The organism is Herbaspirillum sp. UBA812 (genome assembly GCF_002296545.1).
GTDB lineage: Bacteria > Pseudomonadota > Gammaproteobacteria > Burkholderiales > Burkholderiaceae_D > Herbaspirillum > Herbaspirillum huttiense.
On sequence record NZ_DBIC01000261.1, the window covers coordinates 1 to 24684 of the forward strand.

Annotated in this window: 22 protein-coding genes; 16 read left to right on the forward strand and 6 right to left on the reverse strand. The window is 64.5% G+C overall.

What is annotated here, in order from left to right; genetic code table 11:
• A partial coding sequence (uca, locus tag B3873_RS17460) for an urea carboxylase (protein ID WP_286867585.1) occupies positions 1-3456 on the forward strand: 3456 nt, incomplete at its 5' end.
• Entirely contained in the window at positions 3453-4868 is a 1416-nt protein-coding gene (atzF, locus tag B3873_RS17465; RefSeq protein ID WP_286867588.1) for an allophanate hydrolase, read from the forward strand. The genes uca and atzF, both read left to right, overlap by 4 nt.
• A 24-nt stretch (positions 4869-4892) precedes the next feature.
• On the opposite strand, the gene B3873_RS17470 is transcribed toward atzF, so the two are convergent.
• The gene (locus tag B3873_RS17470) at positions 4893-6152 is read right to left on the reverse strand and encodes a nitrate regulatory protein (RefSeq protein WP_209533907.1); all 1260 of its coding nucleotides are present in this window, start codon (positions 6150-6152) and stop codon (positions 4893-4895) included.
• Between the two features lie 115 nt (positions 6153-6267).
• The gene (locus B3873_RS17475) at positions 6268-6945 is read right to left on the reverse strand and encodes a YitT family protein (protein WP_286867591.1); all 678 of its coding nucleotides are present in this window, start codon (positions 6943-6945) and stop codon (positions 6268-6270) included.
• Between the two features lie 274 nt (positions 6946-7219).
• Here B3873_RS17475 and B3873_RS17480 point away from each other — a divergent pair, with 274 nt between their 5' ends.
• The gene (locus B3873_RS17480; RefSeq protein ID WP_286867594.1) at positions 7220-8095 is read left to right on the forward strand and encodes an AraC family transcriptional regulator; all 876 of its coding nucleotides are present in this window, start codon (positions 7220-7222) and stop codon (positions 8093-8095) included.
• Between the two features lie 48 nt (positions 8096-8143).
• Complete coding sequence (locus B3873_RS17485) at positions 8144-8551, forward strand: DUF2000 family protein (RefSeq protein ID WP_286867597.1); 408 nt, start codon at positions 8144-8146, stop codon at positions 8549-8551.
• Between the two features lie 30 nt (positions 8552-8581).
• Here B3873_RS17485 and B3873_RS17490 read toward each other — a convergent pair whose 3' ends face one another.
• Positions 8582-9601 carry a GNAT family N-acetyltransferase gene (locus B3873_RS17490; RefSeq protein WP_286867599.1) on the reverse strand — a complete coding sequence of 340 codons (1020 nt, stop codon included), beginning with the start codon at positions 9599-9601 and terminating at the stop codon, positions 8582-8584.
• Between the two features lie 139 nt (positions 9602-9740).
• Between B3873_RS17490 and B3873_RS17495 the strand changes: the two genes are divergently transcribed.
• A complete protein-coding gene (locus B3873_RS17495; protein WP_198516405.1) occupies positions 9741-10499 on the forward strand; it encodes a siderophore-interacting protein in 759 nt (252 codons plus the stop codon).
• A gap of 45 nt (positions 10500-10544) precedes the next feature.
• On the opposite strand, the gene B3873_RS17500 is transcribed toward B3873_RS17495, so the two are convergent.
• Complete coding sequence (locus B3873_RS17500; RefSeq protein WP_039783253.1) at positions 10545-11426, reverse strand: LysR family transcriptional regulator; 882 nt, start codon at positions 11424-11426, stop codon at positions 10545-10547.
• A 127-nt stretch (positions 11427-11553) separates the two neighbouring features.
• Between B3873_RS17500 and B3873_RS17505 the strand changes: the two genes are divergently transcribed.
• From B3873_RS17505 to B3873_RS17530, 6 genes are all read left to right on the forward strand, one after another.
• Positions 11554-12501 (forward strand): amidohydrolase family protein, encoded by a 948-nt coding sequence (locus B3873_RS17505; RefSeq protein WP_134134349.1) that lies wholly within the window; start codon positions 11554-11556, stop codon positions 12499-12501.
• Between the two features lie 11 nt (positions 12502-12512).
• Complete coding sequence (locus B3873_RS17510) at positions 12513-13859, forward strand: MFS transporter (RefSeq protein ID WP_209533899.1); 1347 nt, start codon at positions 12513-12515, stop codon at positions 13857-13859.
• Positions 13856-14776: an SMP-30/gluconolactonase/LRE family protein gene (locus tag B3873_RS17515; RefSeq protein ID WP_286867607.1), complete on the forward strand. Its 921-nt coding sequence runs from the start codon at positions 13856-13858 to the stop codon at positions 14774-14776. Before B3873_RS17510 ends, B3873_RS17515 begins: the two co-directional genes overlap by 4 nt.
• Before the next feature lie 47 nt (positions 14777-14823).
• A complete protein-coding gene (locus B3873_RS17520) occupies positions 14824-15513 on the forward strand; it encodes an RraA family protein (RefSeq protein WP_039783263.1) in 690 nt (229 codons plus the stop codon).
• Complete coding sequence (locus tag B3873_RS17525) at positions 15510-16451, forward strand: hydroxyacid dehydrogenase (protein ID WP_039783265.1); 942 nt, start codon at positions 15510-15512, stop codon at positions 16449-16451. The genes B3873_RS17520 and B3873_RS17525 overlap by 4 nt, the downstream gene beginning before the upstream one ends.
• Before the next feature lie 61 nt (positions 16452-16512).
• Complete coding sequence (locus B3873_RS17530) at positions 16513-17835, forward strand: MFS transporter (protein ID WP_252696604.1); 1323 nt, start codon at positions 16513-16515, stop codon at positions 17833-17835.
• 69 nt (positions 17836-17904) lie between these two features.
• Here B3873_RS17530 and B3873_RS17535 read toward each other — a convergent pair whose 3' ends face one another.
• Positions 17905-18834: an amidohydrolase family protein gene (locus tag B3873_RS17535; RefSeq protein ID WP_286867614.1), complete on the reverse strand. Its 930-nt coding sequence runs from the start codon at positions 18832-18834 to the stop codon at positions 17905-17907.
• Between the two features lie 450 nt (positions 18835-19284).
• On the opposite strand from B3873_RS17535, the gene B3873_RS17540 reads away from it, so the two are divergent.
• On the forward strand, positions 19285-19572 hold the full coding sequence (locus tag B3873_RS17540; RefSeq protein WP_286867616.1) for a hypothetical protein: 288 nt from the start codon (positions 19285-19287) through the stop codon (positions 19570-19572).
• A 138-nt stretch (positions 19573-19710) separates the two neighbouring features.
• Positions 19711-20298, forward strand: coding sequence for a carboxymuconolactone decarboxylase family protein (locus tag B3873_RS17545; protein ID WP_286867619.1), 588 nt, complete (start codon positions 19711-19713; stop codon positions 20296-20298).
• Between the two features lie 50 nt (positions 20299-20348).
• Here the strand turns inward: B3873_RS17545 and B3873_RS17550 are convergent, their stop codons facing one another.
• The gene (locus tag B3873_RS17550; protein ID WP_286867623.1) at positions 20349-21278 is read right to left on the reverse strand and encodes an NADP-dependent oxidoreductase; all 930 of its coding nucleotides are present in this window, start codon (positions 21276-21278) and stop codon (positions 20349-20351) included.
• Between the two features lie 379 nt (positions 21279-21657).
• On the opposite strand from B3873_RS17550, the gene B3873_RS17555 reads away from it, so the two are divergent.
• From B3873_RS17555 to B3873_RS17565, 3 genes are all read left to right on the forward strand, one after another.
• The gene (locus B3873_RS17555) at positions 21658-22029 is read left to right on the forward strand and encodes a cobalt transporter (protein ID WP_286867630.1); all 372 of its coding nucleotides are present in this window, start codon (positions 21658-21660) and stop codon (positions 22027-22029) included.
• 69 nt (positions 22030-22098) lie between these two features.
• Positions 22099-23385: a TolC family protein gene (locus B3873_RS17560; RefSeq protein WP_286867633.1), complete on the forward strand. Its 1287-nt coding sequence runs from the start codon at positions 22099-22101 to the stop codon at positions 23383-23385.
• A gap of 8 nt (positions 23386-23393) precedes the next feature.
• Positions 23394-24644, forward strand: coding sequence for an efflux RND transporter periplasmic adaptor subunit (locus B3873_RS17565; protein ID WP_286867635.1), 1251 nt, complete (start codon positions 23394-23396; stop codon positions 24642-24644).
• Positions 24645-24684 lie beyond the last annotated feature (40 nt).

A 24684-nucleotide genomic window follows, 5' to 3' on the forward strand; every position in this document is an offset into this window, starting at 1 on the left:
GCCCAGACCTATCTGGCCGTGGACAAGATCCTGGCCGCCGCCCGTGACAGCGGCGCGCAGGCCATCCATCCGGGCTATGGCTTCCTCTCCGAAAATGCCGCCTTTGCCGAAGCCTGCGAAGCGGCCGGCATTGCCTTCGTCGGCCCGACGCCCGCTCAGTTGCGCATCTTCGGGCTCAAGCACACCGCGCGCGCACTGGCACGCGAACAGGGCGTGCCGATGCTGGAAGGTACGGACCTGCTGGAGAGCATCGACGATGCGCTGGCCGCTGCATCCCGTGTCGGCTATCCGGTGATGCTGAAGAGCACGGCCGGTGGTGGCGGCATCGGCATGCGCGTCTGCCGCAGCGATGCCGAACTGGGCGATGCCTTCGATTCGGTGCGGCGCCTGGGCCAGAACAATTTCAGCGATGCCGGCGTCTTCATCGAGAAATACATCGAACGCGCCCGCCATCTGGAAGTGCAGGTCTTCGGGGATGGCCAAGGCGAGGTGGTCGCATTGGGTGTGCGTGACTGCTCGGTGCAGCGGCGCAATCAAAAGGTGCTGGAAGAAACCCCCGCCCCCAACCTGCCCGAGGGCATGGCCGACGCCCTGTGCGCGGCGGCCATCAAGCTGGCCAAGGCGGTCAACTACCGCAGCGCCGGCACGGTGGAGTTCGTCTATGACAGCCTGGCCGGGCAGTTCTACTTCCTCGAAGTCAATACGCGCCTGCAGGTGGAACATGGCGTGACCGAACAGGTCTGGGGCGTGGACCTGGTGCGCTGGATGATCGAGCTGGCTGCCGGCGACCTGCCGCCGCTGGCGCAACTGGCAGCGAATCTGCAGCCACGTGGCCATGCGATCCAGGCGCGCCTGTATGCGGAAGACCCGGGCCGCCAGTTCCAGCCTTGCCCTGGCCTGCTGACCGCCGTCGACTTTCCGGACGCCGATGGAAAGGCGTTGCGCATCGATACCTGGGTCGAGGCCGGATGCGAGATCCCGCCGTATTTCGATCCCATGATCGCCAAGCTCATCAGCTGGCAGCCCACCCGCGAAGCAGCCCGTGTGGCGCTCAATTCCGCGCTGCGCGAGACTGCGCTGTATGGCGTGGAGACCAACCAGCACTACCTGCGCCAGATCCTCGACGATGTCCCGTTCGCCAGCGGCCAGCCATGGACGCGCTGCCTGGAACAGCTGGTCTATCGCGCCGATACCGTGGAGGTGCTGTCGCCCGGCACCCAGACCACGGTGCAGGATCATCCCGGCCGCATCGGATACTGGGCGGTCGGTGTGCCGCCCTCGGGCCCGATGGATGAGCGCGCCTTGCGGCTGGGCAATCGCCTGCTGGGCAATGCCGAGGATGCGGCCGGATTGGAAGTGACGATGATGGGTCCGGTATTGCGCTTCAATACCGCCGCCAGCGTGGTGGTGACCGGTGCCGTGATCCCGGTGCTGCTCGATGGCGTGGCCCAGCCAATCGCCACCGTGCTGCACATTGCGGCCGGCAGTACCTTGAAGCTCGGCACCATCAGCGGGGCCGGTGCGCGCAGCTATCTGGCCGTGCGCGGTGGCGTGCAGGTCCCGGCCTATCTCGGCAGCCGCAGCACCTTCACGCTGGGCCAGTTCGGCGGCCACGCGGGCCGCGCGCTGGCCAGCGGTGACATTCTGCATCTGCTGCCGCTGGCTGCCGATGAGAGCCCCGAGGCCGGCAAGCAGTTGCCAGACTATCTGTATCCTGCGCTGGAGCACGTGCGGCAGGTCCGCGTGATCTATGGTCCGCACGGTGCGCCGGAGTATTTCACACCGGCCTACATGGAGACCTTCTTCGCCACCGACTGGGAAGTCCATTTCAATTCCAGCCGCACCGGCGTGCGCCTGATCGGCCCCAAACCGGAATGGGTGCGCGACAGCGGCGGCGAAGCCGGGCTGCATCCCTCCAACATCCATGACAATCCCTATGCCGTGGGTGCCGTCGATTTCACCGGCGACATGCCGGTGATCCTCGGGCCGGATGGCCCCAGCCTGGGCGGCTTTGTCTGTCCGGTCACGGTGATCGAGGCCGATCTCTGGCAGATCGGCCAGCTCAAGGCGGGCGACAAGGTCCGCTTCATTCCGGTGGACGTGAGCACGGCACGCCGCATCGCTTTGGCCACACACGCCGGTATCGTAAGCCTGCAGGCGCAAGCGGTGGACTGGTCGCCGGCACCGCTGGCTTCGCCCATCGTGCTGGATCTGGGCCAGGATGAACAACGGCTGGTGGCGCGCCTGTCGGGCGATGCCAACCTGTTGCTGGAAGTGGGTAGCCCGCAACTGGACCTGGTACTGCGTTTCCGCGTGCACGCCCTGATCGCGGCGCTGGAAGAACAGGCCTTGCCCGGCGTGATCGACCTGACCCCCGGCATCCGTTCGCTGCAGGTGCATTACCAGCCGGAAGCGCTGCCCTTGCCAAGGCTGCTGGAAACCATCGCCGGATTGTGGGACGCCGTCTGCGCTCGCCAAAACCTGACGGTTTCGTCGCGTATCGTACATCTGCCTTTGTCCTGGGACGATCCGGCCTGCCAGCTCGCCATCGAAAAATACATGACGACGGTGCGCAAGGATGCGCCCTGGTGTCCCAGCAATCTTGAATTCATCCGCCGCATCAACGACCTCAAGGACATCGGTGCAGTGCGCGAGACGGTCTTCGATGCCAGCTACTTGGTCATGGGATTGGGCGACGTCTACCTGGGCGCGCCGGTGGCGACACCGCTGGACCCGCGCCATCGCCTGGTCACCACCAAATACAACCCGGCCCGCACCTGGACTGCCGAGAATTCGGTGGGCATCGGCGGCGCTTATATGTGCATCTATGGCATGGAAGGGCCGGGCGGCTATCAGTTCGTGGGCCGCACGCTGCAGATGTGGAACCGCTATCGCGAGGTCGCCGCCTTCCGGGGCAAGCCGTGGTTGCTGCGCTTCTTCGACCAGATTCGTTTCTATCCGGTCACGGCCGAAGAATTGCAGACCATCCGCCGCGATTTCCCGCTGGGCCGCTTCGAGGTCGGCATCGAAGAAACCCAGCTGAACCTGGCGGGCTACCAGGATTTCCTGCAGCGCGAAGCCGAGGGGATTGCCGCCTTCCGCCAGCACCAGCAGGCCGCCTTCGATGCCGAACGCCAGCGCTGGATCGCCAGCGGCCAGGCCAACTACGAGAGCGAGGAGAGCAGCGCCATCGTGCAAGATCACCAGCCGCTGCAGGCGGGCCAATTGTCCGTGGATGCACCGATTGCCGGCAACCTCTGGCAGGTCAAGGTCAGCCCCGGCCAGCGTGTGGCGCAGGGCGAGCTGCTGATGATCCTGGAGTCGATGAAGATGGAAATCAACATCACCGCGCCTGAGGCGGGCATGGTCGCCGAAGTGCGGGTGCAGCCGGGCAGTCCGGTGCGCGCGGGACAGTGCGTGCTGGTCATGGAAAACACTGAAGAGGAGGCCGCATGATCCATTCCTTTGACCTGCGCATCGATGCGCTCACGGCGGCCTATCGTGATGGCAGCCTGTCGCCGCGCGCCGTGATCGCCCGCCTGCGTGAAAGTGCCATGGCGCTCAACCCGCAATACCGGCTCTACATCCACCTGTTGAGCGAGGAAGAAATCGAGCCCTACCTGCAGGCACTGGAAGGGCAATCCCCGCACAGCCTGCCGCTGTATGGCGTGCCGTTCTCGATCAAGGACAACATCGACCTGGCCGGCATCCCCACTACGGCCGCCTGTCCGGCCTTCAGCTATGTGCCGCGCGAGAGCGCCACGCTGGTGGCGCAGCTCATCGCACTGGGCGCGATCCCCATGGGCAAATGCAATCTGGATCAATTCGCCACCGGCCTCAATGGCACGCGTTCGCCCTATGGCGCTTGCCGCAACAGCGTGCATCCGGATTATCCTTCCGGCGGTTCATCGTCCGGCTCGTCGCTGGCGGTGGCATTGGGCTTGAGCAGTTTTGCATTGGGCACCGATACCGCCGGCAGTGGCCGCGTTCCCGCCGCCCTGAACAATCTGGTCGGATTGAAGGCGACCAAGGGTTTGCTCTCCACTGCCGGCGTGGTGCCCGCCTGCCGCACGCTGGATTGCGTGACTTTCTTCACTGCCACCGCGGCCGAAGCCAGCCACCTGCTGGCTCTCTGCACGCAAGCTGGCGAGCCCGATGAGCGCGACGAATACAGCCGCGCCAACCTGCCGCACAACGATGCAGCGGCCTTCCAGCCACCGCGCAAAGGCTTGCGCGTGGGGGTGCCGCGCCAACTGGAATTCCTCGGCTGCAGCGAGAGCCCGTCCCTGTTCGTGGAAGCGCTGGGACAACTGGAAGCCATCGGCGGCGTGTCCGTGTCCATCGATTTCAGTCCCTTCCTGGAGGCAGCGCGCCTGCTTTACGAAGGGCCGTGGGTAGCAGAACGCTACAGCACCATCGAGGCACTGCTGCAGGAAAAGCCTGAAGAAATCCTGCCGGTGATTCGCGACGTGCTGCGCAAGGCGCCGCAGTTCAGCGCCGTCGATACCTTCCGCGCGCAATATCGCCTGCAGCAACTGAAGGCCGAATGCGACCGCATCCTGGCCACCGTCGATTGCGTGGTGACGCCGGCCTATCCGCGCCCGGTGACGCTGGAGGAACTGCGCGAGCAGCCGGTGCAGCGCAATTCGGACCTGGGCTGGTACACCAACTTCATGAACATGCTGGATTACGCCGCAGTGGCCACGCCCATGAACTTCATGAAGAACGGCCTGCCCTGGGGCATCACGGTATTCGGACCGGCCTTCAGCGACCAGAGGCTGCTGGGTGTGGCCGATGCCCTGCAGCGCGCCCATGGGCGGCCGCTGGCCGGGCAGCGTCACATCGAAAGCCGGCTGCTGGCGGCTTGAACCAGCGAGGGCAGGGAGGCCGGATCAGGCGTCCGGCAGGATCTCGGTCAGCGACAGGATCGCCTGCGCCACTTCGGCAATGCGCCGGTTCTGGTTCATCGCATGCTTGCGCAGCAGGCGATAGGCGGCCTCTTCGTTGAGGCCCTGCTTCATCATCAGCACGCCCTTGGCGCGTTCGATGAGCTTGCGTTCTTCCAGGCTCTCGCGCACGGTGGCCAGTTCCTGGGTCAGGTTCTGCAGGCGTTCGGACTGGGTGCGCAGGATGTCGACGATGGATTGGGTCAGGTGCGGGCCCACGCCCGCGCTCAGTGAGCCGTCCGGCAACGGCTGGCCATCCAGGCCGGAGGCGAAGGCCGTCAGCGAGGCCAGCGGATCACGGTCATCGGCCTGCGTGAAGAACTGGCCCTGATGGTCCAGGTCCTTCTGCAATTCGCGGATCTTGTCCTGGCATTGCGACTGCACGTATTGCGCGAGATGGATCTCGACCTGATGCAGGCCATCCATGCGGGTGGAGCAGCACTGATACCAGGCATCGGCCAGCTCGGGATCCAGCGGCCGGCCGTGGGCGGTGAGCAGCTTGCGGCGCAGGCGTTCCAGATCGGCCAGCGGCAGCGTGGCCTGCATGGCGCTCCATTCATTGCGGAAGCCTTCGGCGAAGGATTCGAAACGGCGCAGGGCCTGTTCCTGCATCTCGATCTGGGTCTCGATGGTCTGTTCCTGTTCGCGCGTGATCTTGCCCGTGACGAAGGCGGCAGCTCCGGCGGCCCGTTCGCGGCCGGCAAATTCCTTGCCTTGCATCAGGTTGAACAGCGCCACCAGCAGCCGCGAAATCTGCGGATCCACCGCCACGTCAGCGGCTTCGAATACCAGCGCCAGCAGGGCACCCACCACCGTCTTGAAACGCTCGTAGCTGGCCGCCGGGGTGCAGGCCAGTGCGGCCACATCGGCGCGCAGCTTGGGCAGCCCGTCCAGCGCATGCAGGGCGAAGGCGATGCGGGTGTAGAGGCGAGCGCCGTTGGAGAGCGCGTTGTCGGGGACGGTGGAGCCGAGCCAGGTGTCGAACTCGCACTGGGCCGCCTGGCTGGCGGCTACGCGCTCCTGCCAGGCCTGCGCATCACGCTCGCCGCGCGAACCGAGATAGATGTTGGAGAGGCCGCGTTCCTGCTGCAGGCAATGGATGAGCTTGCCGACGGTCAGCACCAGCTGGCAGGTGCGCGCCAGGCGTTGCAGTTCTTCCGCTTCGCAGCGGCGGGCGGTGATCAGGTAGTTCAGGACTTGGCTCATGGCGGGCAGGGCTAAGAATCACAAGGGCTGGCCGCATCGCGAGCAAGATTCGTGCGATGCATGGATGTCCCGGATTGTAATGGAATCGCCCCGCCCGGCGCTTCCCCTGCGAGCGCTAGCGGGCGATATACCACTCGTAGCGATGATTCCACGCCACGAACAGGTTCATCGTGATGGCGCCGACCAGCGAATAGAACACGCGATCCATCGGCAGGAACAGCGCCGCCGTCGCAAACAGCGCCAGGTCGAAACCCATGAGCAGCCAGCCGGCCTTGAAGCCGGTGCGCTCTTGCACATAGGTTGCCAGGATGCTCATGCCCCCGCAGCTGGCCTGGTGGCGGAACAAACCGATCAGGCCAATGCCCACGCACAGGCCGGCCAGCACGGCACCGACGGCGGGATCGAGGTGGCTGTAGCTGATGTAGTTGCCGGCCACGTTGGTCAGGACCGACACGGCGGTGACGGCCGCCAGCGTGCGCCAGGTGAAGGCAGCGCCCATGCGCAAGGCGGCCAGCAGGTAGAAGGGCAGGTTGATGAGGGTAAAGGCCATGCCGAAGCTGATCCCGGTGGCATAGGTCACCAGGAAGGCCACGCCGGCGATCTGGCCGATGATCAGGCCCAGGCTGTGCAGCATGGACATGCCGAAGGCGATCATCACCACGCCGAAGAGCTGGCCCTGCAGGTTGTCGATCCAGCTGTGGCGCACGGCCGGGGTGGCAGGAGGCGTTGCGCGCGCAGCAGGCGCGGAGGCAATCGGCGAGGAGGGCGAGGAATCCGCAGTGGAAGTCGTCATGGCAATACCAATCATCAATCGTGGATAACGAACGCGTCACGTCAATGGCCAGGCCGGCGGGTAAGCTGACCCAGTCATCAGTGTGCAGCTGCCTTCAATCGCCGACAGCCGCCGCAGGTGCGCATGGTAAAGGATTTGTTGCAGTGCGGCGACTGCCGGATGAGGCGGCGCGGCGCTGCTGCAACACTTCTCGGCTAGCAGGAAATGTGCCAGAAAGTTCATTTGGGCGGACAGCCAAGACGACCCACCCGGCGGTCCGGCGCTAGAATCCGGTATGGACTTCACTTTGACACCGCATCAGGGCACTCCGCGCGTGCTGCAGACCGAATGGGTCGATCTGCGCCGTGACGAAGACAGCGGCATCGAGAGCATCAGCGCGCATTTCTCGGGCCATGCCTACGATCCGCATGCGCATGACGAAATGCTGGTCGGCGTCACCTTGCAGGGCGTGCAGCGCTTTCGCTGCGGGCGCACGTCGCATGTGAGCACGCCTGGCAAGTCCATCCTCATCGAGCCCGGTGCCATCCACGACGGCCATGCGCCGCACGAGAGCGGCTTCACCTACGCCATGCTCTACCTGCCGCAGCCCTGGTTGTCCGCCATGGCCGGACAGCTGCAGTTGCCCGCCGTGTCGCGCTTTGCCTCCTTTGACCAGACCCTGCACGATGACGTGCTCCTGGCACAGGCGATCCATCGTGCCTTCCTCGCCTTGCACCAGCGTGAAGGCCGGCTGGCGCGTGACGAGGCGCTGGACCGCATGCTGGTCTTGCTGGCGCGCAGGATCCGCGCTCCCGCCAGTGAGGGCAGCGCGGCCGCCTCGCCCGCGCTGCAAAGGGTGCGCGAACTGATGCATGCGCAACTGGCCGAGGATCTCAGCCTGGACGATCTGGTGGCGTGCTCGGGACTGGATCGCTTTCGCCTGACGCGTCAGTTCAGTGCGGCCTTCGGCAGTTCGCCTCACGCCTATCTGGTGCAACTGCGCCTGCGCGTGGCGCGCCGTCTGCTCGCCGGTGGTGCTGAACCGGCACAGGTGGCGGCCGACACCGGCTTTGCCGACCAGAGCCACCTCGGCCGCTGGTTCCGGCGCGCCTATCGCATCACGCCGGCGGCCTATCGCCTTGCCTGCACAAACGTTCTAGCCGGGAGCTGATGCGATTTCCTAAGATGCGGTGATTCAAGACTGCTCAAGGAAGACCGCATGTTCGATACCAAAATCGCCATCCTGGTGCGCGATGACCTGCCGATGTGGCAGCGCCTCAACGTCACCGCCTTTCTGGCCACCGGCATTGCCGCCGCCGCACCCGAGTCACTGGGCGCAGCGTATGCGGATGCCAATGGTCGACGCTATGCACCACTGTGCGGCCAGCCCATCCTGATCTTCGCTGCGGACTTGGCGGGGTTGCAGGCTGCGCATCGTATCGGGCTGGCTCGCGAGCTGACGATGGCAGCCTATGTCTTTCCCATGTTTGCCACCGGGCATGACGAGGCCAACCGCCAGGTCTTTCTGGCTGAAGATGCGGAGAACATGGACCTGGTAGGTATCGCCTTGCGCGGCCCGAAGAAGGGTGTGGAAAAAGCCACCAAGGGTTTGATACTGCATCCGTAATACGCCCGCAGCGCTCAGACCATCAAGCCATCAGAGCGCCATGCTCCACACCTTGGCATGCCGGCCAGCGCCGTAGTAATCCATCATCATTCCGTGGCTGGCATCGAAGAGGTGGTCGTAAAAACCCCAGCTGGCGCGATAGCGCGGCCCGCTGTTGACCACCACTGTGGTGGCCCCGGCCGCACGGGCCTCATCGCAGGCGGCTTGCAAAAGCGCACGACCGATTCCCCGTCCGCGCATGGCATCGCGGTGCACGAAGACATTGAGCAATTCGAGTGCGCTCCCTTGCCCAGGCGTATCCAGTGCGAGATGGCTGCTGATGCGTGCATCCGGACCCGACAGCGCCATGCAGCCCAGCGCGATGCCCTGCGCATCGTGTGCCACCAGATAGCTGCGATAGCGCCCATCAGCATCCCGCTCGCCGTTCATGCATTGCCGGATGGCGGCGATCTCGGTCTCGACCACGCTGCCATCGTGCAGATCGCGGACATGCTGGCGCAGGATCGTATCGAGCGCGGGCAGGTCGGCGTGCTCCAGCCAGCGTATGACGCCAGCTTCAGGTGCATGCGCTGCGGTGGCGTCTGCAGGCCGGGGATGCTCGTAAAGGATGTCCCATTCTCCCTCGCCGGCCTGCACGAAGCCGTGGCGCTGGTAGAAGGCATTGGCAGGGCTGTCGCGCAGTGCGGCCAATTGCACGCTGCAGCCATGGCGGCGGGCATCGGCCAGGATGCGCCTGAGCACCTGCGCACCGAGGCCGCCATGCTGGAAGTCCGGATGCAGATACAGATGACGCAGCCGCAGCCTGTCGGTCTGTCGCTCCAGCACAAAGAAGCCTGCGGCCTGGCCCGCTTGCATGATGTGGAAAGTCACTTCCGGCACGAAGCCGCTGGTGAAGCGTTCGCGCGCCCGTTGCGGATCGAAGCGCCCGATCTGCTCCAGGCTGGGACGCATGGCGGTGATGCGCAGGGCGACCAGATGGTCGAGATCCGAGGGCAGGGTTTGCCGGAACAGCGCCAGCGGGGCCAGGCGGGCGAGGGGAGGACGGGGCATCGTGAGGAACCGGGGCAGTGGCATCGGCCAGGTGGTAACGGGGCTACCAGCATACGCGTGTCCGGGTCGGCTCACCTGAACACAATAAATCGCTCCGCTGGTTCGTCCTGCTGTCATCCCCAAGACGAAAGGAATGAGCATGCACAGCACGTCGAACCGGCAAGAGAGCCAGGACATCAGCCAGGAAGCACCTGCCGACGGCGCTTTCACACGGATGCTGAAGAGAGTTCTGCTGAAACAGGCGACCATCAGCTCGGTGGAAAAACTGGGCGCGCAGTATGTGCGCATCCGCTTGCAGGGCGATGCGCTCAGGGATCAGAACTGGACACCGGGCGACAAGATACAGGTCAGCCTTGGCAGGGGTTTCGAGAATCGCACCTACACGCCAGTTTCCTGGGATGCGGCGCAAGGCTGTGCAGAATTCATCGTCTACCTGCATGGCGGGACCGCGACCTGTGCATTTTTTGACAGGGTCCAGCCAGGAATTCCCTTGTCATTCATGGGGCCGCGCAGTTCGCTGGAACTGACCCGATTGCAGCAGCCCCTGCTGTTCGGTGATGAAACCTGCCTCGGACTGGCCGCTGCGCTGGTGCAGGTGCAGCCGCATGCCGGGGCTGCGATGGTCTTCGAGGTGGACGATATCGTGCAGACCAGTCAGGTCTTGCGAGCGCTCGGCCTGCGCGATGCGATGGTCGTACGGCGTCAATCGGGCGATGTGCATCTGGCGCAGGTCAGCGAAGCAATACTGCGTGTGGCCTTGCCCGATACGGGCTTCATTCTCGCCGGTCGCGCGGCGGCGATCCAGGCCATCAAGCGCCATCTCAACGACGCCGGAGTCAGTAACCGCAGCATCAAGGCCAAGGCCTATTGGGCAGCGGGAAAGCGAGGTCTGGATTGAAGAGTTCTGCGCCAGCCGCACGCAGATCGCCGGTCTTCTTGCCCATCAGTCCAGCGCGGTCCCGCGAATGATCTTGATCAGTCTCAGTGCCGCCGGCGAAAGATAGGTATCGCGCCGGTAGCTCAATCCCATCCGGCGCAGCATGGTGGTTTCCTTCAATACCACTTCGCGCAGGTGATTGCGTCCGGCCAGCAGGTTCAGCTTGGAAGCAAAGCCCAGCAAATTGCTGCGCTCGATGAGCGGCATGATCATGTTCAGCACCGTCGGGGTGATCTGCACCGTCGGACGCGACAGGTGATGACGGTCGAAGACGTTGTCCAGCCACTGCCGGCTCAGTACCGATTGCGCCGGCAGCACCCATTGATACTCCAGCAGATGGCGCAACCGGATCTTGCGGTCGAAGATGGGGTGATTGGGGCTGGCCATGACGACCATCTCGTCGCGCATGATTTCTTCGGTGTGAAACAGCTCGTCATCCTGGATCATCGGCCCCAGCACCACATCCAGTTCCCCCGCCTTCAGGCCCTCCAGCAGGGCATCGTTCATCGACACCTTCAGATCGATCGTGACCTTCTCCGCTTCGGCCAGCAACTGCTGGCAGATGCCCGGCAGGATGTGTTCGGCCAGGGTCGGGATACAGCCCAGGCGGATGTTGCCTTCGCGCCCGTGCGCGTAGTCGCCGATCTCGCGTGCGGTCTCGTCCATCATCAGGCTGATGCGGCGTGCTCGGTGCAGCAGGGCCTCGCCCACCGGTGTCAGGCGGATGCCGCGACCCACGCGTTCGAACAGCGGTGCGCCCAGTTGTTCTTCCAGGCGATCAATGCACTTGGTCAGCGCCGGCTGCGTCTTGAAGAGCCGCTCGGCCGCCCGTCCCACGTGCCCTTCCTCGGCGATGACGGCGAAATACTTGAGATCGCGGAAGTCCATGATTCATTCCTGAAAGTTATGGATAACAAAATAAAAGCAAATATACATTAAATATCCCCGCACGTAGACTGCCCTCCAAACAAGAACCCTCGCCCTTTGCGGCGACGACAACACGGAGACCAGCACGATGCAAGACCTGCCTTCCCGGCGCGCTTTCCTGCGGCACAGTACACGGCTCGCGCTCGGCCTCGGTGCCATCGCCCGGCTGCCGCTGGCGCGTGCGCAAACCGAGCCCTATGCCCACTCCGCCGGCACGCAACACGCCGCCAGCCGCCTGCCCGCCGATGCCTGTGATTGCCACATGCACATCTACGACCCGCGTTTCGCATGGGCACCGGGTGCCAAGCTGCTGCACGCTCCGGCCACCGTCCCCATGTATCGCCGCCTGCAGCAGCGGCTGGGCACGACGCGCAACGTGGTGGTCACACCTTCGGCCTATGGCGTGGACAACAGCTGCACCCTCGATGCGCTGGCGCAACTGGGTGCGACTGCCCGCGGCGTGGCCGTGGTCAATGACCAGGTCAGCGATGCCGAGCTGCAGCGCCTGCATCAGGCCGGCGTGCGCGGATTGCGCTTCAACCTGGCGCTGGGCTCGGTCACCACCGTGGAGATGATGGAACCTCTGGCGCGCCGCGTGGCAGCGCTGGGCTGGCATCTCCAGGTCAACATGCCCAATGACGTGCTGCTGGCCAATCGCGCGCTGCTGTCGGCGCTGCCGGTGCCGCTGGTCTTCGATCACTTTGCACGCATCCCCCTGCAGGCCGGTCCGGGCCATCCCGTCTTCGACTTCGTGACGGGACTCATGCGCGAGCAGCGCGCCAGCGTCAAGCTTTCCGGTGCCTACCTCTACAGCAAGCGTGGTGCGCCCGATTACGAGGATGTCGCGCCGCTGGCCCGCACCCTGGTGCAGACCGCACCGTCGCAGGTCGTGTGGGGCAGCGACTGGCCGCATCCGACCGAGCAGCACAAGCCCGATGATGCGCGCCTGCTCGACGTGATGACGACATGGCTGGGGTCCGACGCGATGCTGCGCACGGTACTGGTCGACAACCCCGCCCGCCTTTACCAATTCTGACGGAGAACACCATGTCGCAGGTTTCAACTCAAGCCGCGGCGCACGCCGCCGCAGCCGGCACTAGCGCCGCCGTCAGCGAAGAAGCCATCATGAAGAAGGTGATGCGCCGCCTCATCCCCTTCATCCTGCTGTGTTACGTGGTCAGCTATCTGGACCGCATCAACGTCGGCTTCGCCGCGCTGACCATGAACAAGGACCTCGGCCTGACGCCCTCGCAGTTCGGTCTGGGTGCGGGTCTGTTCTTCATCGGCTACTTCTTCTTCGAGATTCCCAGCAACCTGGCGCTGCATCGCTTCGGCGCGCGCATGTGGATCTCGCGCATCATGATTTCCTGGGGCGTGATCTCGATGGCCACCGCCTTCGTGGTCGGCCCCAAGAGCTTTGCACTGGCGCGCTTCCTGCTGGGCATGGCCGAGGCCGGCTTCACGCCGGGCATCTACCTGTATTTCACGCAGTGGTTCCCCGGTGCCTGGCGCGGCAAGGCCACGGCCTTTTTCCTGATCGGCATCCCGGTGGCCAACATCATCGGTTCGCCGCTGTCGGGTGCGCTCATGGAATTGCACGGCATGTGGGGCTTCAAGGGCTGGCAGGTATTGCTGCTGCTGGAGGCATTGCCGGCCGTGCTGCTGGGCGTGCTGTGCCTGTTCCTGCTGCCGGATCGTCCGTCCAAGGCGGCCTGGCTCACGCCTTCTGAAAAGCAGTGGCTGGAAAACGAATTGTCCACCGAGCAGAACGTGCTGGCCGCCCGCCATGGCAACAAGCTCAAGGATGCCTTCACCAACTGGCGTGTCTTCGCGCTGGCCGGTGCCAACTTCTGCGGCATCATCGGTTCGCTCAGCATCGGCCTGTGGCTGCCGCAGATCATCCGCGAGTTCGGACTGCCCTCGCATCAGGTCGGTCTGGTTGCGGCCATTCCCTACCTGGTCGGCGCGGTGGCCATGACGCTGTGGGCGCGCCTGGCCAATCGCAGTGCGCACCGCCTGTTCTTCGTGGCCGGTGCCATCGTGCTGGCGGCGCTGTCGCTGGCGATCTCGGCCTTCCTGCATACGCCGCTGCTGAAGATGCTGGCCATCACCATTGCGGTGGCGTCGATCCTGTCGTTCCAGGCGACCTTCTGGGCCATTCCTTCGGGCTTCCTGACCGGCCGCGCGGCCGCCGGCGGCCTGGCGCTGATCGTCTCCATCGGCAACCTGGGCGGCTTCGTCGGCCCGTCGGTGATCGGCTTCATCCGCGAAAGCACCCAGGGATTTACCTATCCGCTGATCTTCGTGGCCGGTGCCTTGCTGCTGGGTGCCGTCATCACGCTGGCACTGGGTGATCCGTCCCGTGCCCCTTCCACTTCCAAGGAAACAGCATGAGCTTCTTTGCCCCGCCTCCCACGGTCGAAGCCAGCGTCTTCACGCGCTTGCCCGATCATTTCCGTACCCCCCGCAAGAATGCCTGGGGCGATGCCAACCGGGGCGGCCTGCCCATCGATTCCTTCCTCGAAGGCCCGTCCTTCGACCGCCAGGGCCGGCTCTACGTCACCGACATTCCCTATGGCCGCATCTTCCGCATCAGCATGGACGGCCAATGGGAACTGGTCACCGAATACGACGGCTGGCCCAATGGCCTGAAGATCGACAAGAGCGGCCGCATCGTCATCACCGACTACAAGCGCGGCCTGGTGCAGCTCGATCCCGATACCGGCACTGTCACGCCGCTGCTGGAAACGGTCGGCTCGGAAGGCTTCAAGGGCGTCAATGACCTGGTGTTCGGTCCCAAGGGCGAGATCTATTTCACCGACCAGGGCCAGACCGGCCTGCAGGATGCCACCGGGCGCGTGTATCGTTTGTCGCCTGATGGCCAGCTGACCTGCCTCATCAACACCATTCCCAGTCCCAACGGCATCGTCTATGACCCGGCCCTGAACCACCTGCTGGTGGCGGTCACGCGGGCACAGCAGATCTGGCGCATCCCGCTGCATCACAACGGCGTGGTCGGCAAGGTCGGCGTGTTCGCCAACCTGCACGGCGGCATGGCCGGTCCTGATGGCCTGGCGCTGGATGCCGAGAGCTGCCTCTACATCGCCCACACCGGCTTCGGTTCCATCTGGCGTCTGTCGAAGTTCGCCGAACCCTTGCTGCGCATCCGCTCCACGGCCGGCATCTCGACCACCAACCTGGCCTTTGGCGGGCCGGACGGCAAGAGCCTCTTCATCACCGAATCCCAGACCGGATCCATCCTGCGCGCCGACGTGCCGGTGGCCGGCCTGCCCATGTATTCCCACGCTTGAGCGTGGTCCCCTGACTGCATCTTCAATTCTTCAATCAAAGGATCCCCATGAGCACCCAACCTGATTTCATCCGCGACATCGAACGCGTCGACGCTGCCATCGTGGCCCAGGCCGCAGAATTCCCGGCCTCCATCCTGGCCGATGTGGCCGGCCGTCGCGGTACCCTGTGCAGCCGCGTGGCACCGCTGTCGCCCTCCATGCGCGTGGCCGGACCGGCCGTGACGGTGGAAGTGCGTCCCGGCGACAACCTGATGATCCACGCCGCCATGGCCATCGCCAAGCCGGGCGACGTGCTGGTCATCGATGGCAAGGGCGATGAGACCTGCGCGCTGATGGGCGAGATCATGGTGTCGCAATGCAAGGCCAGCGGCCTGGCCGGCATCATCATCTATGGCTCGGTGCGCGATACCGAAGCCATCCGCGCCATCGACTTCCCGGTCTATGCCGTGGGCGCCAATCCGAACGGCCCGACCAAGAACATCGCCGGCCGCGTGAACTGGCCGGTCTCGGTGGGCGGCACCGCCGTGCAGCCGGGTGACCTGATCGTGGGCGATGCCGATGGCGTGGTAGTGGTCGAGCGTGAGAAAGCCGCATCGCTGCTGGCGGCGGCCGCCAAGAAGGTGGCCGATGAAACCAAGCGTCTCACCGAAATCCGTGGTGGCGGCCCGCTGCGCCCGGCCTGGCTGGAAGGCGCACTGCGCAAGGGCGGCGTGCTGGCCGAAGGAGAATCGCTGTGATCGCCGTCAAGAAGGAAGTGGTGATCGTCACCGGTGTCGACCTGGCACCGCAAGCGGTTGAGATCCTGCGTGACTTTCAGCTGGTCTATGCCGGTGCCAAGCCGACCGAGGAAGACATGGTCAGGCTGGTGCAGCAACATCTGCCGGTGGCCATCATCGTGCGCTATGGCGGCGTGAGCGCGCGCGTGATGGATGCGGCCCCTGGCCTGCGCGTGATTTCCAAGCACGGCACCGGCATCGATTCCATCGATACCGAAGCGGCCAAGGCACGCGGCATTGTCGTCAAGGCAGCGGCCGGTGCCAATGCACCGGCGGTGGCCGAGCATACCTGGGCGCTCATCATGGCCTGCGCCAAGAACGTGGTCGGACTGGACCAGCGCATGCGTGAAGGCCACTGGGACAAGTCCACCCACAAGAGCCTGGAGCTGCGCGGACGCACGCTGGGCCTGGTCGGCATCGGTGCCATCGCGCGTCGCGTGGCCGCCGTGGCGGTCGCGCTGGAGATGCCGGTGCTGGCCTATGACCCGTATGCGAAAGACGCTCCGCAAGGCGTGCGGCTGGTCGATCTCGATACGCTGTTTGCGCAATCCGACGTGGTCTCGCTGCACTGCCCGCTGACGGCCGACAACAAGCACATGATCAATGCGCAATCGCTGGCCCGCATGAAGGACGGCACCATCCTGGTCAACACGGCGCGTGGCGGACTGATCGATGAAGCGGCGCTGATCGCGGCACTGGCTTCGGGCAAGCTGCGCGCAGCCGGCCTGGACAGTTTCGAGAAGGAACCCTTCACCGCACCGCATCCGCTGCAGGACGTCAGCAACGCCATCCTGAGCCCGCATATCGGCGGCGTGACGGCCGACGCCTACATCGCCATGGGCACCGGGGCGGCCAGCAATGTCCTGGCGGTATTGAACGAACAGACCGTTACCGGCTGATTCATAATGACTGACGGGCCAGCCGCCGACACAGGCGGCACCCGACTTCCGAGAGAGAGACATGGAGACCATCCAAGACGACAAGCGGCTCGAACAAGAGACCGTGCGCAAGGTGACCTGGCGCTTGCTGCCCTTCCTGATGCTGTGCTACCTGTTTGCCTTCATCGACCGCGGCAACATCGGCATGGCGGCCTTGCAGATGAACCACGACATCGGGCTCTCGCCCAAGATGTTCGGCTTTGCCAGCAGCCTGTTCTTCATTGCGTATTTCATCTTCGAAGTGCCCAGCAACCTGGCACTGCAGAAGTTCGGCGCACGCAAATGGCTGGCCCGCATCATGGTGACCTGGGGCCTGATCTCGGCCTGTACTGCGTTCGTGCAGGGGCCGACTTCGCTGTATTTCGTGCGCTTCATCCTGGGTGCTGCGGAGGCCGGATTTTTCCCTGGCGTGGTGCTGTACCTGACCTATTGGGTGCCATCGGCATATCGCGCCCGCATCGTGGCGCTGTTCATGGTGGCGATCCCGGCGGCCAGCTTCGTGGCCTCGCCGGTCTCGGCGCTGCTGCTGCAGATGGATGGCATCGGCGGATTGCGCGGCTGGCACTGGCTGTTCCTGCTGGAAGGGTTGCCGACCGTGTTGCTGGGCGTGGTCTGCCTGTTCTTCCTGACGGATCGTCCGGACCAGGCGCGCTGGCTCAATGATGCGCAGCGCCAGTGGCTGGTTGCCACCATGAACAAGGAAGCGGCCAGCCGTACCGCCAAGCAGCACATTCCCTTGTGGAAGCTGTTCAGCCAGCCGCACGTGTGGGGCATGGCCCTGGTGTGTGCCTGCGCTTCGGCGGCCGGTTCGGTGTTGAACGTGTGGCAGCCGCAGTTGCTCAAGTCCTTCGGGCTGACGGTGATGCAGACCGGCCTGGTCAACTCGATTCCCTACCTGGTGGCCTCGGTGCTGATGGTGTGGTGGGGCCGTCATTCCGACCGGACCGGTGAACGCCGCTGGCATACCGCCATTCCGCTGATCCTCATCGGTGGCGGCCTGGCGCTGGCGTCGCTGGCCAACACGTTGGCCCCGGTGGTGCTGTTGCTGACGATGGTGTTGATTGGCGCGTATTCGTTCAAGGGACCGTTCTGGGCCATGGCCTCGACCTGGCTGGCCACGGGTTCGGCCGCGGCCGGACTGGCGGGGATCAATGCCGTCTCCAACCTGATCGGCGGTGGCCTGATGGTCAATGCCTACGGCTGGATCAAGGACGCGACCGGCAGCTACGCCATGGCCTTGTTGCCGCTGGTGGGCTTGTCGGTGGTGAGCGTGGCCATCCTGCTGGTGCTGTCGCGCAAGTCGCGCGTGGCCGCTACCGGTGGTTTGAAGGAAGCCGTGCGCTGAGCACAAGCGTGATGAAGACAGAGCCGCCTTGCTTGCGCAGGCGGCTCTTTTGCATTGCGTGTCGCGGTTTCAGGAAAAACCGAACAGGCTCGCCGGATTGCTCACCAGGATCTGATGGCGCAGCGCTGGATCAGGGGCCCAGGCGGCCAGCAGGTCGAACAGCACGGCGTCATCCGGTTTGATCTTTTCGGTGGGATGCGGCCAGTCGCTGCCCCACAGCGTGCGCTGCGGTGCCGCCTGCAGATAGGCGCGCGCCAGCAGGCTGGTATCGGGATAATCAGGCGGCCCCTGCAGGGTATCGGCATAGGGCTCGGAGAGCTTGATCCAGGTATTGCCCTTGGCCAGCAGGCGCAGGATGGCTTGTGCGCCGGGATGATCCAGTCCTTGCGGCTGCGGGATGCGGCCCAGATGGTCGATCACCACCGGTGTGGGCAGGCCGGCCAGCACGGTTTCATGCTCGGCGATCTGCGCGCCCGACATCAGCACCTGCACATGCCAGCCCAGCGGCGCGATGCGCTTTGCCGTGCGCAGCAAGCGGTCCACGGTCGTGATGCCCCAGCTTTGCGGCGACAGGAAGTTGACCCGCACGCCGCGCACACCCAACTGATCCATCTCCTTCAATTGCGCCAGTTCCACGTCATCGTCGATGACCACGATGCCGCGTGCCTGCGCGCCGAACTGGGTGAGTGCGTCGAGCAGGCAGCGGTTGTCGCTGCCATAGGTGGAGGGCTGGACCACCACGTTGCGGGCGATGCCGAGCTTGGCCATCAGTCGCCGGTAGTCGGCCACGGTGGCGCCGTCGGGGCGGCCGCCGCGCCAGTGCGGCGAGACCGGGAAGCGCGCGTCATAGATGTGGTGATGGCTGTCGCAGGCCAGTGCTGGCGCCTTGAGCCGGGGTGGCTGGTCACCTGCTGAGTTGGGAATGGATTGGGCGATGGCCGAGCGCGCTGCAGTACAGGCGAGCAGGCTGCCGGCCAGGAATTGTCTTCTGTTGACCATGGGTCTCCTTGCATTGTTGTTGTCGGGACGGCCGGGGCGCATCAGATCAGAGGGCACCAGCGTCTGCCATGGAGTCTAGTGATGGGGTGGGGTGCAGACTATTTCCTTTTTTTTCTGCATTCATAACTGCGGGGAATGGATCGGAAGTCGGCACCGATCGGGCCGGATTGCGCCGTTGTGCGAGCAAAGCTGCAGCCAAGTGAAGATAAATTCTCGCCAAGCGAGAACTTAAAGAATCCGGGAGGACTCTACAGCAGCACTGTCCGGTACTGCGCCGCTGGCGTCGGTTCCCGATCGTTTTCCCATCCAACTGAGATCCCGCGCGCCATGCAACCACAAGAAAACTCATCGCCAGAATCCCGCTCACCCCAAACTCCAACCCCGGAAATCCCGTCCCCGGAAAATTCTCCATCCCCGGCCCCTGCCGTGCGCAACCCATGGGGCAGTCTGGTGCTGTTCCTCTCCGGGCTGCTGTTCTGGGGGCCAGTGGGGTTGGCGTTCTGGACCATATCCACGGCCAGGTTCGGTGCTTCCGGGATGGGTCCGATGGCCGGCGTCTACCTGATCGGGGCACTGTTCAACTTCGTCCTGTACGCTGCATTTGCCGGCGGCTGTCTGCTGGCGATCTACGCCTGCATCCAGAAGCCCTGGCAGAACAAGCCGGTGTCGATACTGTTCGTTCTGCAGCTGATCACCCTGGCGGGATTCATCGTCCTGGGTGTGCTGTCCAGCCAGTAGGCCTTTGCGCCCTTGGACGATATCGCCGGCGCGGCGAGGCTACGGGCAAGATGAGCTGCCCGCGAGGCTGGTGCCCCGCAGCCGGATCGGGCGTTATCATGCTCGTTTCCGTCACTCCCGCCTTTGCCAAGGAAGCCCATGCAGCACGACACGAGCCAGCCCCGTCTCCCCGCCGTCGACGTCTCCACCGCCACGCCGGCACAAAAGGAAGTCCTGGACGATATCCTGAAGGGCCCGCGCGGCAACCTCGCCGGCCCCTTCCTGTCCTGGATCCACAGTCCCGAATTGGCCCAGCATGCGCAGAAGCTGGGCGCATTCTGCCGCTATCACACGCAGCTGCCCTTGTCCCTGTCGGAACTGGCCATCCTGTGCACCGCCGCCAGGTGGCAAGCCCAGGCCGAATGGCAGATCCACTATCCGATCGGGATCGAAGCGGGACTGGATGCGGCCAACGTCGAACGGATCCGGCGCGGCGAGCGCCCCGACTTCGCTGCGCGTGATGAACAGATGATCTGGGAACTGGTGGAGGAACTCTACGAGACCAAACGCATTTCCGATCCCTTGTACCGGGAAGCCGAACAGCGTTTCGGCATCGAGGTGCTGGTCAATCTCGTGGGTCTGTTGGGTTATTACTCCCTGGTGGCGATGACCCTGAATGTCTTCCATGTGCGCCACGGCGATGGCGCGCTGCCCTTTGCGGAACAGACCGGTCAAGCTGCACGTTGAGCGGAGGGCGACCCTGGCGGAAATTCAAACATTCCGTCCCCATGTTTGAATCAGGGGATATCCAGCACGATCCGGCCGCGCGCTGCCTTGCCTGACTCCAGCAAGGCATGCGCGCGGGCAGCTTCGGCCAGCGGGAAGCACTGGCCGACCGTCGGCACCCATACGCGTTCCTCTGCCAGCTTCGCCACCGCGCGCAGGCACTCCGGGGCATCATCGATCATCGCGCGGACCACGCGCACCTTGAATTCCTCGCCGCGCTCCCGGATCGGTGCTGCGACCAGCCAGACCAGCTGGCCGCCCGGCTTGAGCACCGGATAGGAACGGTCGTGGGTGTCCCCGCCCACCAGGTCGAAGACGACATCCACTCCACGCAGCGCCGAAAAATCCTCCTTGTCATAGGCGATGACGCCGGTCGCGCCCAGTGCCAGGACGTCGTCCCGGTTGGCGCTGCTGCAGGTCGCCCAGACCTCGGCCCCGAGATGCCGCGCCAGCTGGATCATCAGACTTCCCACTGCACCCGACCCGGCGTGCACCAGTACCTTCATCCCGCTGCGCACCTGTGCCGTCCTGACGATGGGGATCCAGGCACTGGCACCGGGCTGCAACAAGGCGGCTGCCTGCCTGGTCGAGAGCGTGGACGGCTGCCTGACCACGCGTGCGGCCGGCACAACGATGCTGTCGGCGTAGCTGCCCTGGCCGAACATGTCGGCCATCACGCACACGGGCTCACCGACAGGGAGACCCTCTGCCCGCGATTCGACGATCACGCCGGCACCGTCGCGGCCCGGTACCTTGGGCAGCGTCAACGCCAGCTGAGCTTGCAGCAGGCCCGCGCGCAGCTTGGCATCCAGCGGAGCCACGCCCGCTGCTCGCAGGCTGACGCGGACCTGGCCCGGTTCCAGCGGGAACTGCGCAATGGCTTCCAGGGCCATGACATCGGGCGGGCCATACTGGTGATAGCGGATGGCTTGCGTATTCATCGTGTGTCTTTCATGGAGTGCTTGTGAAGATGCCACATTCCTCCTCGCAGGAGGCCATGCACGGATACTAGAGAGTCGACTCACGGTAGTGCAAATCGGTCCTGCCGATTCAGCCGATCAGCCTTGCTGATGCAAGGCCAGCCTGGCCGAAGTCATTACAGCGCTGTAATGACTCGGCAATCTTTCTGTCTCTACCCGCTTCTTAGAATTCATTCCCGGAAACCACGCGTCCGGGCCAGCCAATGCAGCCCCGCACAGCGCAAGTCCTTTGACGCGTCGCTGTACGACGGTGCATAATCGCCCCCGCTTCTTGCCAGCGTCGCCTCCCCATCCCGTGGCTGCCGACCGGACTGGCTGGTCGCCATCTCTCATTTCCACCATGCGTGCACTGATTCTCCTGCTTGCTTTCCTGTTGCCGATGCAGCTCTCCTGGGCGGCAGTGGCATCGTATTGCCAGGCGGAAAAGGAGAGTGCGTCCGCGCACCTGGGACATCACGACCACCCCGCCGCCGAGACGCACGCGCAGGCGAAATCCTTGGACTCCAAGGACTCCAAGGAATCCAAAGCAGGGGATCTCGACCTGGATTGTTCCCTCTGCCACTTCTGCGCCATGAAGTCGGTACAGGCCGGCAGCAGGCTCCTCATCGCGCCGCTGGCCATGCGTGTGTCCGCCCATTTCAAGCACGTTTCCCATCCTGCCTCCCACATCGCCGACGGGCCCGAGAAGCCCAATTGGCTGCTCGCCGCCTGAGTCGGCGAGGACAATCCACACCCATCATCTGCTCTCGCCGAATTCCCTTTCTGATCACAGGAGAATTCGATGTTTCGTCACAGCTTCACGCTGGGGCTGGCGCTGCTTGCGGCCAGTTCCAGCCATGCGCAATCACCCGCGCAATCCAACCCGCAATCCATTCTGCCTGCCACGGCATCCGCCCTGGACCGGGAAGCCGGCCCGCTGTCGCTGCAAGCCGCGATCAGCCTGGCCTTTGACCACAACAAGACGCTGGCCGCCGCCCGCAAAGAGATCGAGGCCGTCGAGGCCACCATCCTGCAAGCGGGTGCCCGGCCCAATCCGGAATTCTCGGCACTGATCGAGGATGTCCGCAAATCCAGCCGCACCACGACCTACCAGATCAATCAAGCCATCGAACTCGGAGGCAAGCGCGGTGCCCGCATCGAGGCCGCGCAGCGTGCCCGGGACATGGCCGTGCTGGAGTACGCCGCCAAACGCAGCGAACTGCGCGCCGCCGTGGTGGCTGCGTATGTGGACGTGATGGTCGCCACCGAGCGGCAGCGTCTTGCCGGCGAACTGCTCGGATTGGCCAAGACCTCGGCCGAGATGACGGGTCGGCGCGTCACGGCAGGCAAGATTTCTCCCGTCGAACAGACCAAGGCGCAGGTGGCGCAGTCCGGCGCACAACTGGAACTCAGTCAAGCCAACAGCGAGCTGCTCCTCGCACGGAGAACCCTCGCGATGCTGTGGGGCGGCGGCAATGACCGCGTTCAGTTGAGTGAAGGCGGCGTCGAGTCCCTGCCTCCTTTGCCGGCGATTGCACAGCTGACCGAACAGGTCGCCAATGGTCCGGCCGTGCGCCTGGCCCGGCTTGAAGTCGAGCGCCGCCGTGCGCTGGCCCGGATCGAGACCAGCAAGCGCACACCCGATGTGAGCCTGACCCTGGGCAACAAGCGCGATGAATCCAGTGCCCGCAACATGTGGGTGGTGGGTTTCTCCGTTCCCATTCCGGTCTTCGACAGCAACCAAGGCAATGAGCTGGAAGCCTTGAAGCGCGTCGACATCGCCCGCGACGCCTTGGCGGTCGCCGAGGTGCAGATGCAGGGCGAGGCCGCACAGGGCTTCGAGCGGTTGCGCAATGCCAGGGAAGAGGCCACGGCCTTGCGCAACGACATCGTCCCGGCCGCGCAATCGGCCTACCAGGCCGCCCGTACCGGATTTGAAGCAGGCAAGTTCGCTTACCTGGACGTCCTTGACGCCCAGCGCACCTATTTCCAGGCCAAGGCGCAGTACTGGAAAGCCCTGTCCACCGCCTTCCAGGCCGCCGCCGATCTTGATCGTCTGGCCGGCATCGAGACCCTTCCAGCAGAGTGAGAACAACCATGACAAAGAAGCAGACATTCACCATCGCGGCGATCATCGCCATTGCAGCGCTCGTGTCGGGAGTCATCCTGATGAAGGACAACTCCGCTCAGGGCAGCAACGCCAGGCCGGACGCTCACCAGGAAGATGGCGAGCATCGTGAAGAGGGCGGTCACAAGGACAAGACTGCGCATGATGACGACAAGGAAGGTGAGCACAAGGACGATGAGCACAAGGAAGAAGGAAAGATCGCCCTGAGCAAGGAGCAGATTGCCGCCGCCGGCATCCGGGTCGACACGGCCGGTCCCCTGCAGATCAGGTCCACCGTGCAGTTGCCGGGCGAGATTCGTTTCAATGAAGATCGCACTGCGCATGTGGTGCCGCAGGTCGCCGGCATCGTCGAATCGGTCTCGGCCAATCTGGGCCAGAAGGTGAAGAAAGGCCAGGTACTGGCCGTCATCAGCAGCAGTGCCGTCTCCGAGCAGCGATCCGACCTGCTCAATGCAGAACAGCGGCTGTCGCTGGCCCGCAGCGCGTATCAGCGCGAGAAGCACCTGTGGGAACAGAAGATTTCTGCCGAACAGGATTATCTGCAAGCGCAAGCCGCGCTGCGCGAGGCCGAGGTGGCGGTGCGCAATGCGCAGCAGAAGCTGCGGGCCATCGGTGCCACGGGCACATCGTCCGGCAACCTCAACCGCTATGAAATCCGCGCGCCCTTCGACGGCATCGTCGTCGAGAAGCACCTCGGCCTGGGCGAGGCCGTGCGCGAGGACGCCAATGCCTTCCTGATCTCCGATCTCGCCAGTGTCTGGGCCGAGATCATCGTCTCGCCCAAGGATATGCAGGTGGTCCGGGTCGGCGAGCAGGTGGTGGTGCGCGCCACCGCCTTCGATGCCAGTGCCGAAGGCAAGATCTCCTACGTCGGCTCCCTGATCGGCGAACAGAGCCGCACGGCCAAGGCCCATGTGGTGTTGCCCAATACCGGTGACCTCTGGCGTCCGGGCCTGTTCGTCAATGTCGAGGTGATCGCCGGCGAGACGCAGGTCCCGGTGGCCGTTGCAGCCGATGCCATCCAGACCGTCGAGGGCAAGAACGTGGTGTTCGTCCGTGATGCGGATGGCTTCGTGGCCAAGGAAGTACGCCTGGGACGCTCCGATGGCAAGTCCGTCGAGATTACCTCCGGCCTCGATGCCGGTACCGGCTATGCCGCCACCGGCAGCTTCGCCATCAAGGCTGAACTGGGCAAGGGTTCCGCCGAGCACAGCCACTGACCAGCGCGACTTCAGGAAAGACGACAATCATGTTTGAACG

Excerpts from the sequence above, each read along its gene's own strand:
- B3873_RS17555 (WP_286867630.1), top strand. The coding sequence starts at position 21,658 with ATGCGTGCACTGATTCTCCTGCTTGCTTTCCTGTTGCCGATGCAGCTC.
- B3873_RS17515 (WP_286867607.1), top strand. The coding sequence starts at position 13,856 with ATGAGCTTCTTTGCCCCGCCTCCCACGGTCGAAGCCAGCGTCTTCACG.
- B3873_RS17520 (WP_039783263.1), top strand. The coding sequence starts at position 14,824 with ATGAGCACCCAACCTGATTTCATCCGCGACATCGAACGCGTCGACGCT.
- B3873_RS17500 (WP_039783253.1), bottom strand. The coding sequence starts at position 11,426 with ATGGACTTCCGCGATCTCAAGTATTTCGCCGTCATCGCCGAGGAAGGG.
- B3873_RS17535 (WP_286867614.1), bottom strand. The coding sequence starts at position 18,834 with ATGGTCAACAGAAGACAATTCCTGGCCGGCAGCCTGCTCGCCTGTACT.
- B3873_RS17495 (WP_198516405.1), top strand. The coding sequence starts at position 9,741 with ATGCACAGCACGTCGAACCGGCAAGAGAGCCAGGACATCAGCCAGGAA.
- B3873_RS17505 (WP_134134349.1), top strand. The coding sequence starts at position 11,554 with ATGCAAGACCTGCCTTCCCGGCGCGCTTTCCTGCGGCACAGTACACGG.
- B3873_RS17510 (WP_209533899.1), top strand. The coding sequence starts at position 12,513 with ATGTCGCAGGTTTCAACTCAAGCCGCGGCGCACGCCGCCGCAGCCGGC.
- atzF (WP_286867588.1), top strand. The coding sequence starts at position 3,453 with ATGATCCATTCCTTTGACCTGCGCATCGATGCGCTCACGGCGGCCTAT.
- B3873_RS17530 (WP_252696604.1), top strand. The coding sequence starts at position 16,513 with ATGGAGACCATCCAAGACGACAAGCGGCTCGAACAAGAGACCGTGCGC.
- B3873_RS17470 (WP_209533907.1), bottom strand. The coding sequence starts at position 6,152 with ATGAGCCAAGTCCTGAACTACCTGATCACCGCCCGCCGCTGCGAAGCG.
- B3873_RS17475 (WP_286867591.1), bottom strand. The coding sequence starts at position 6,945 with ATGACGACTTCCACTGCGGATTCCTCGCCCTCCTCGCCGATTGCCTCC.
- B3873_RS17545 (WP_286867619.1), top strand. The coding sequence starts at position 19,711 with ATGCAGCACGACACGAGCCAGCCCCGTCTCCCCGCCGTCGACGTCTCC.
- B3873_RS17490 (WP_286867599.1), bottom strand. The coding sequence starts at position 9,601 with ATGCCCCGTCCTCCCCTCGCCCGCCTGGCCCCGCTGGCGCTGTTCCGG.
- B3873_RS17560 (WP_286867633.1), top strand. The coding sequence starts at position 22,099 with ATGTTTCGTCACAGCTTCACGCTGGGGCTGGCGCTGCTTGCGGCCAGT.
- B3873_RS17485 (WP_286867597.1), top strand. The coding sequence starts at position 8,144 with ATGTTCGATACCAAAATCGCCATCCTGGTGCGCGATGACCTGCCGATG.
- B3873_RS17550 (WP_286867623.1), bottom strand. The coding sequence starts at position 21,278 with ATGAATACGCAAGCCATCCGCTATCACCAGTATGGCCCGCCCGATGTC.
- B3873_RS17480 (WP_286867594.1), top strand. The coding sequence starts at position 7,220 with ATGGACTTCACTTTGACACCGCATCAGGGCACTCCGCGCGTGCTGCAG.
- B3873_RS17565 (WP_286867635.1), top strand. The coding sequence starts at position 23,394 with ATGACAAAGAAGCAGACATTCACCATCGCGGCGATCATCGCCATTGCA.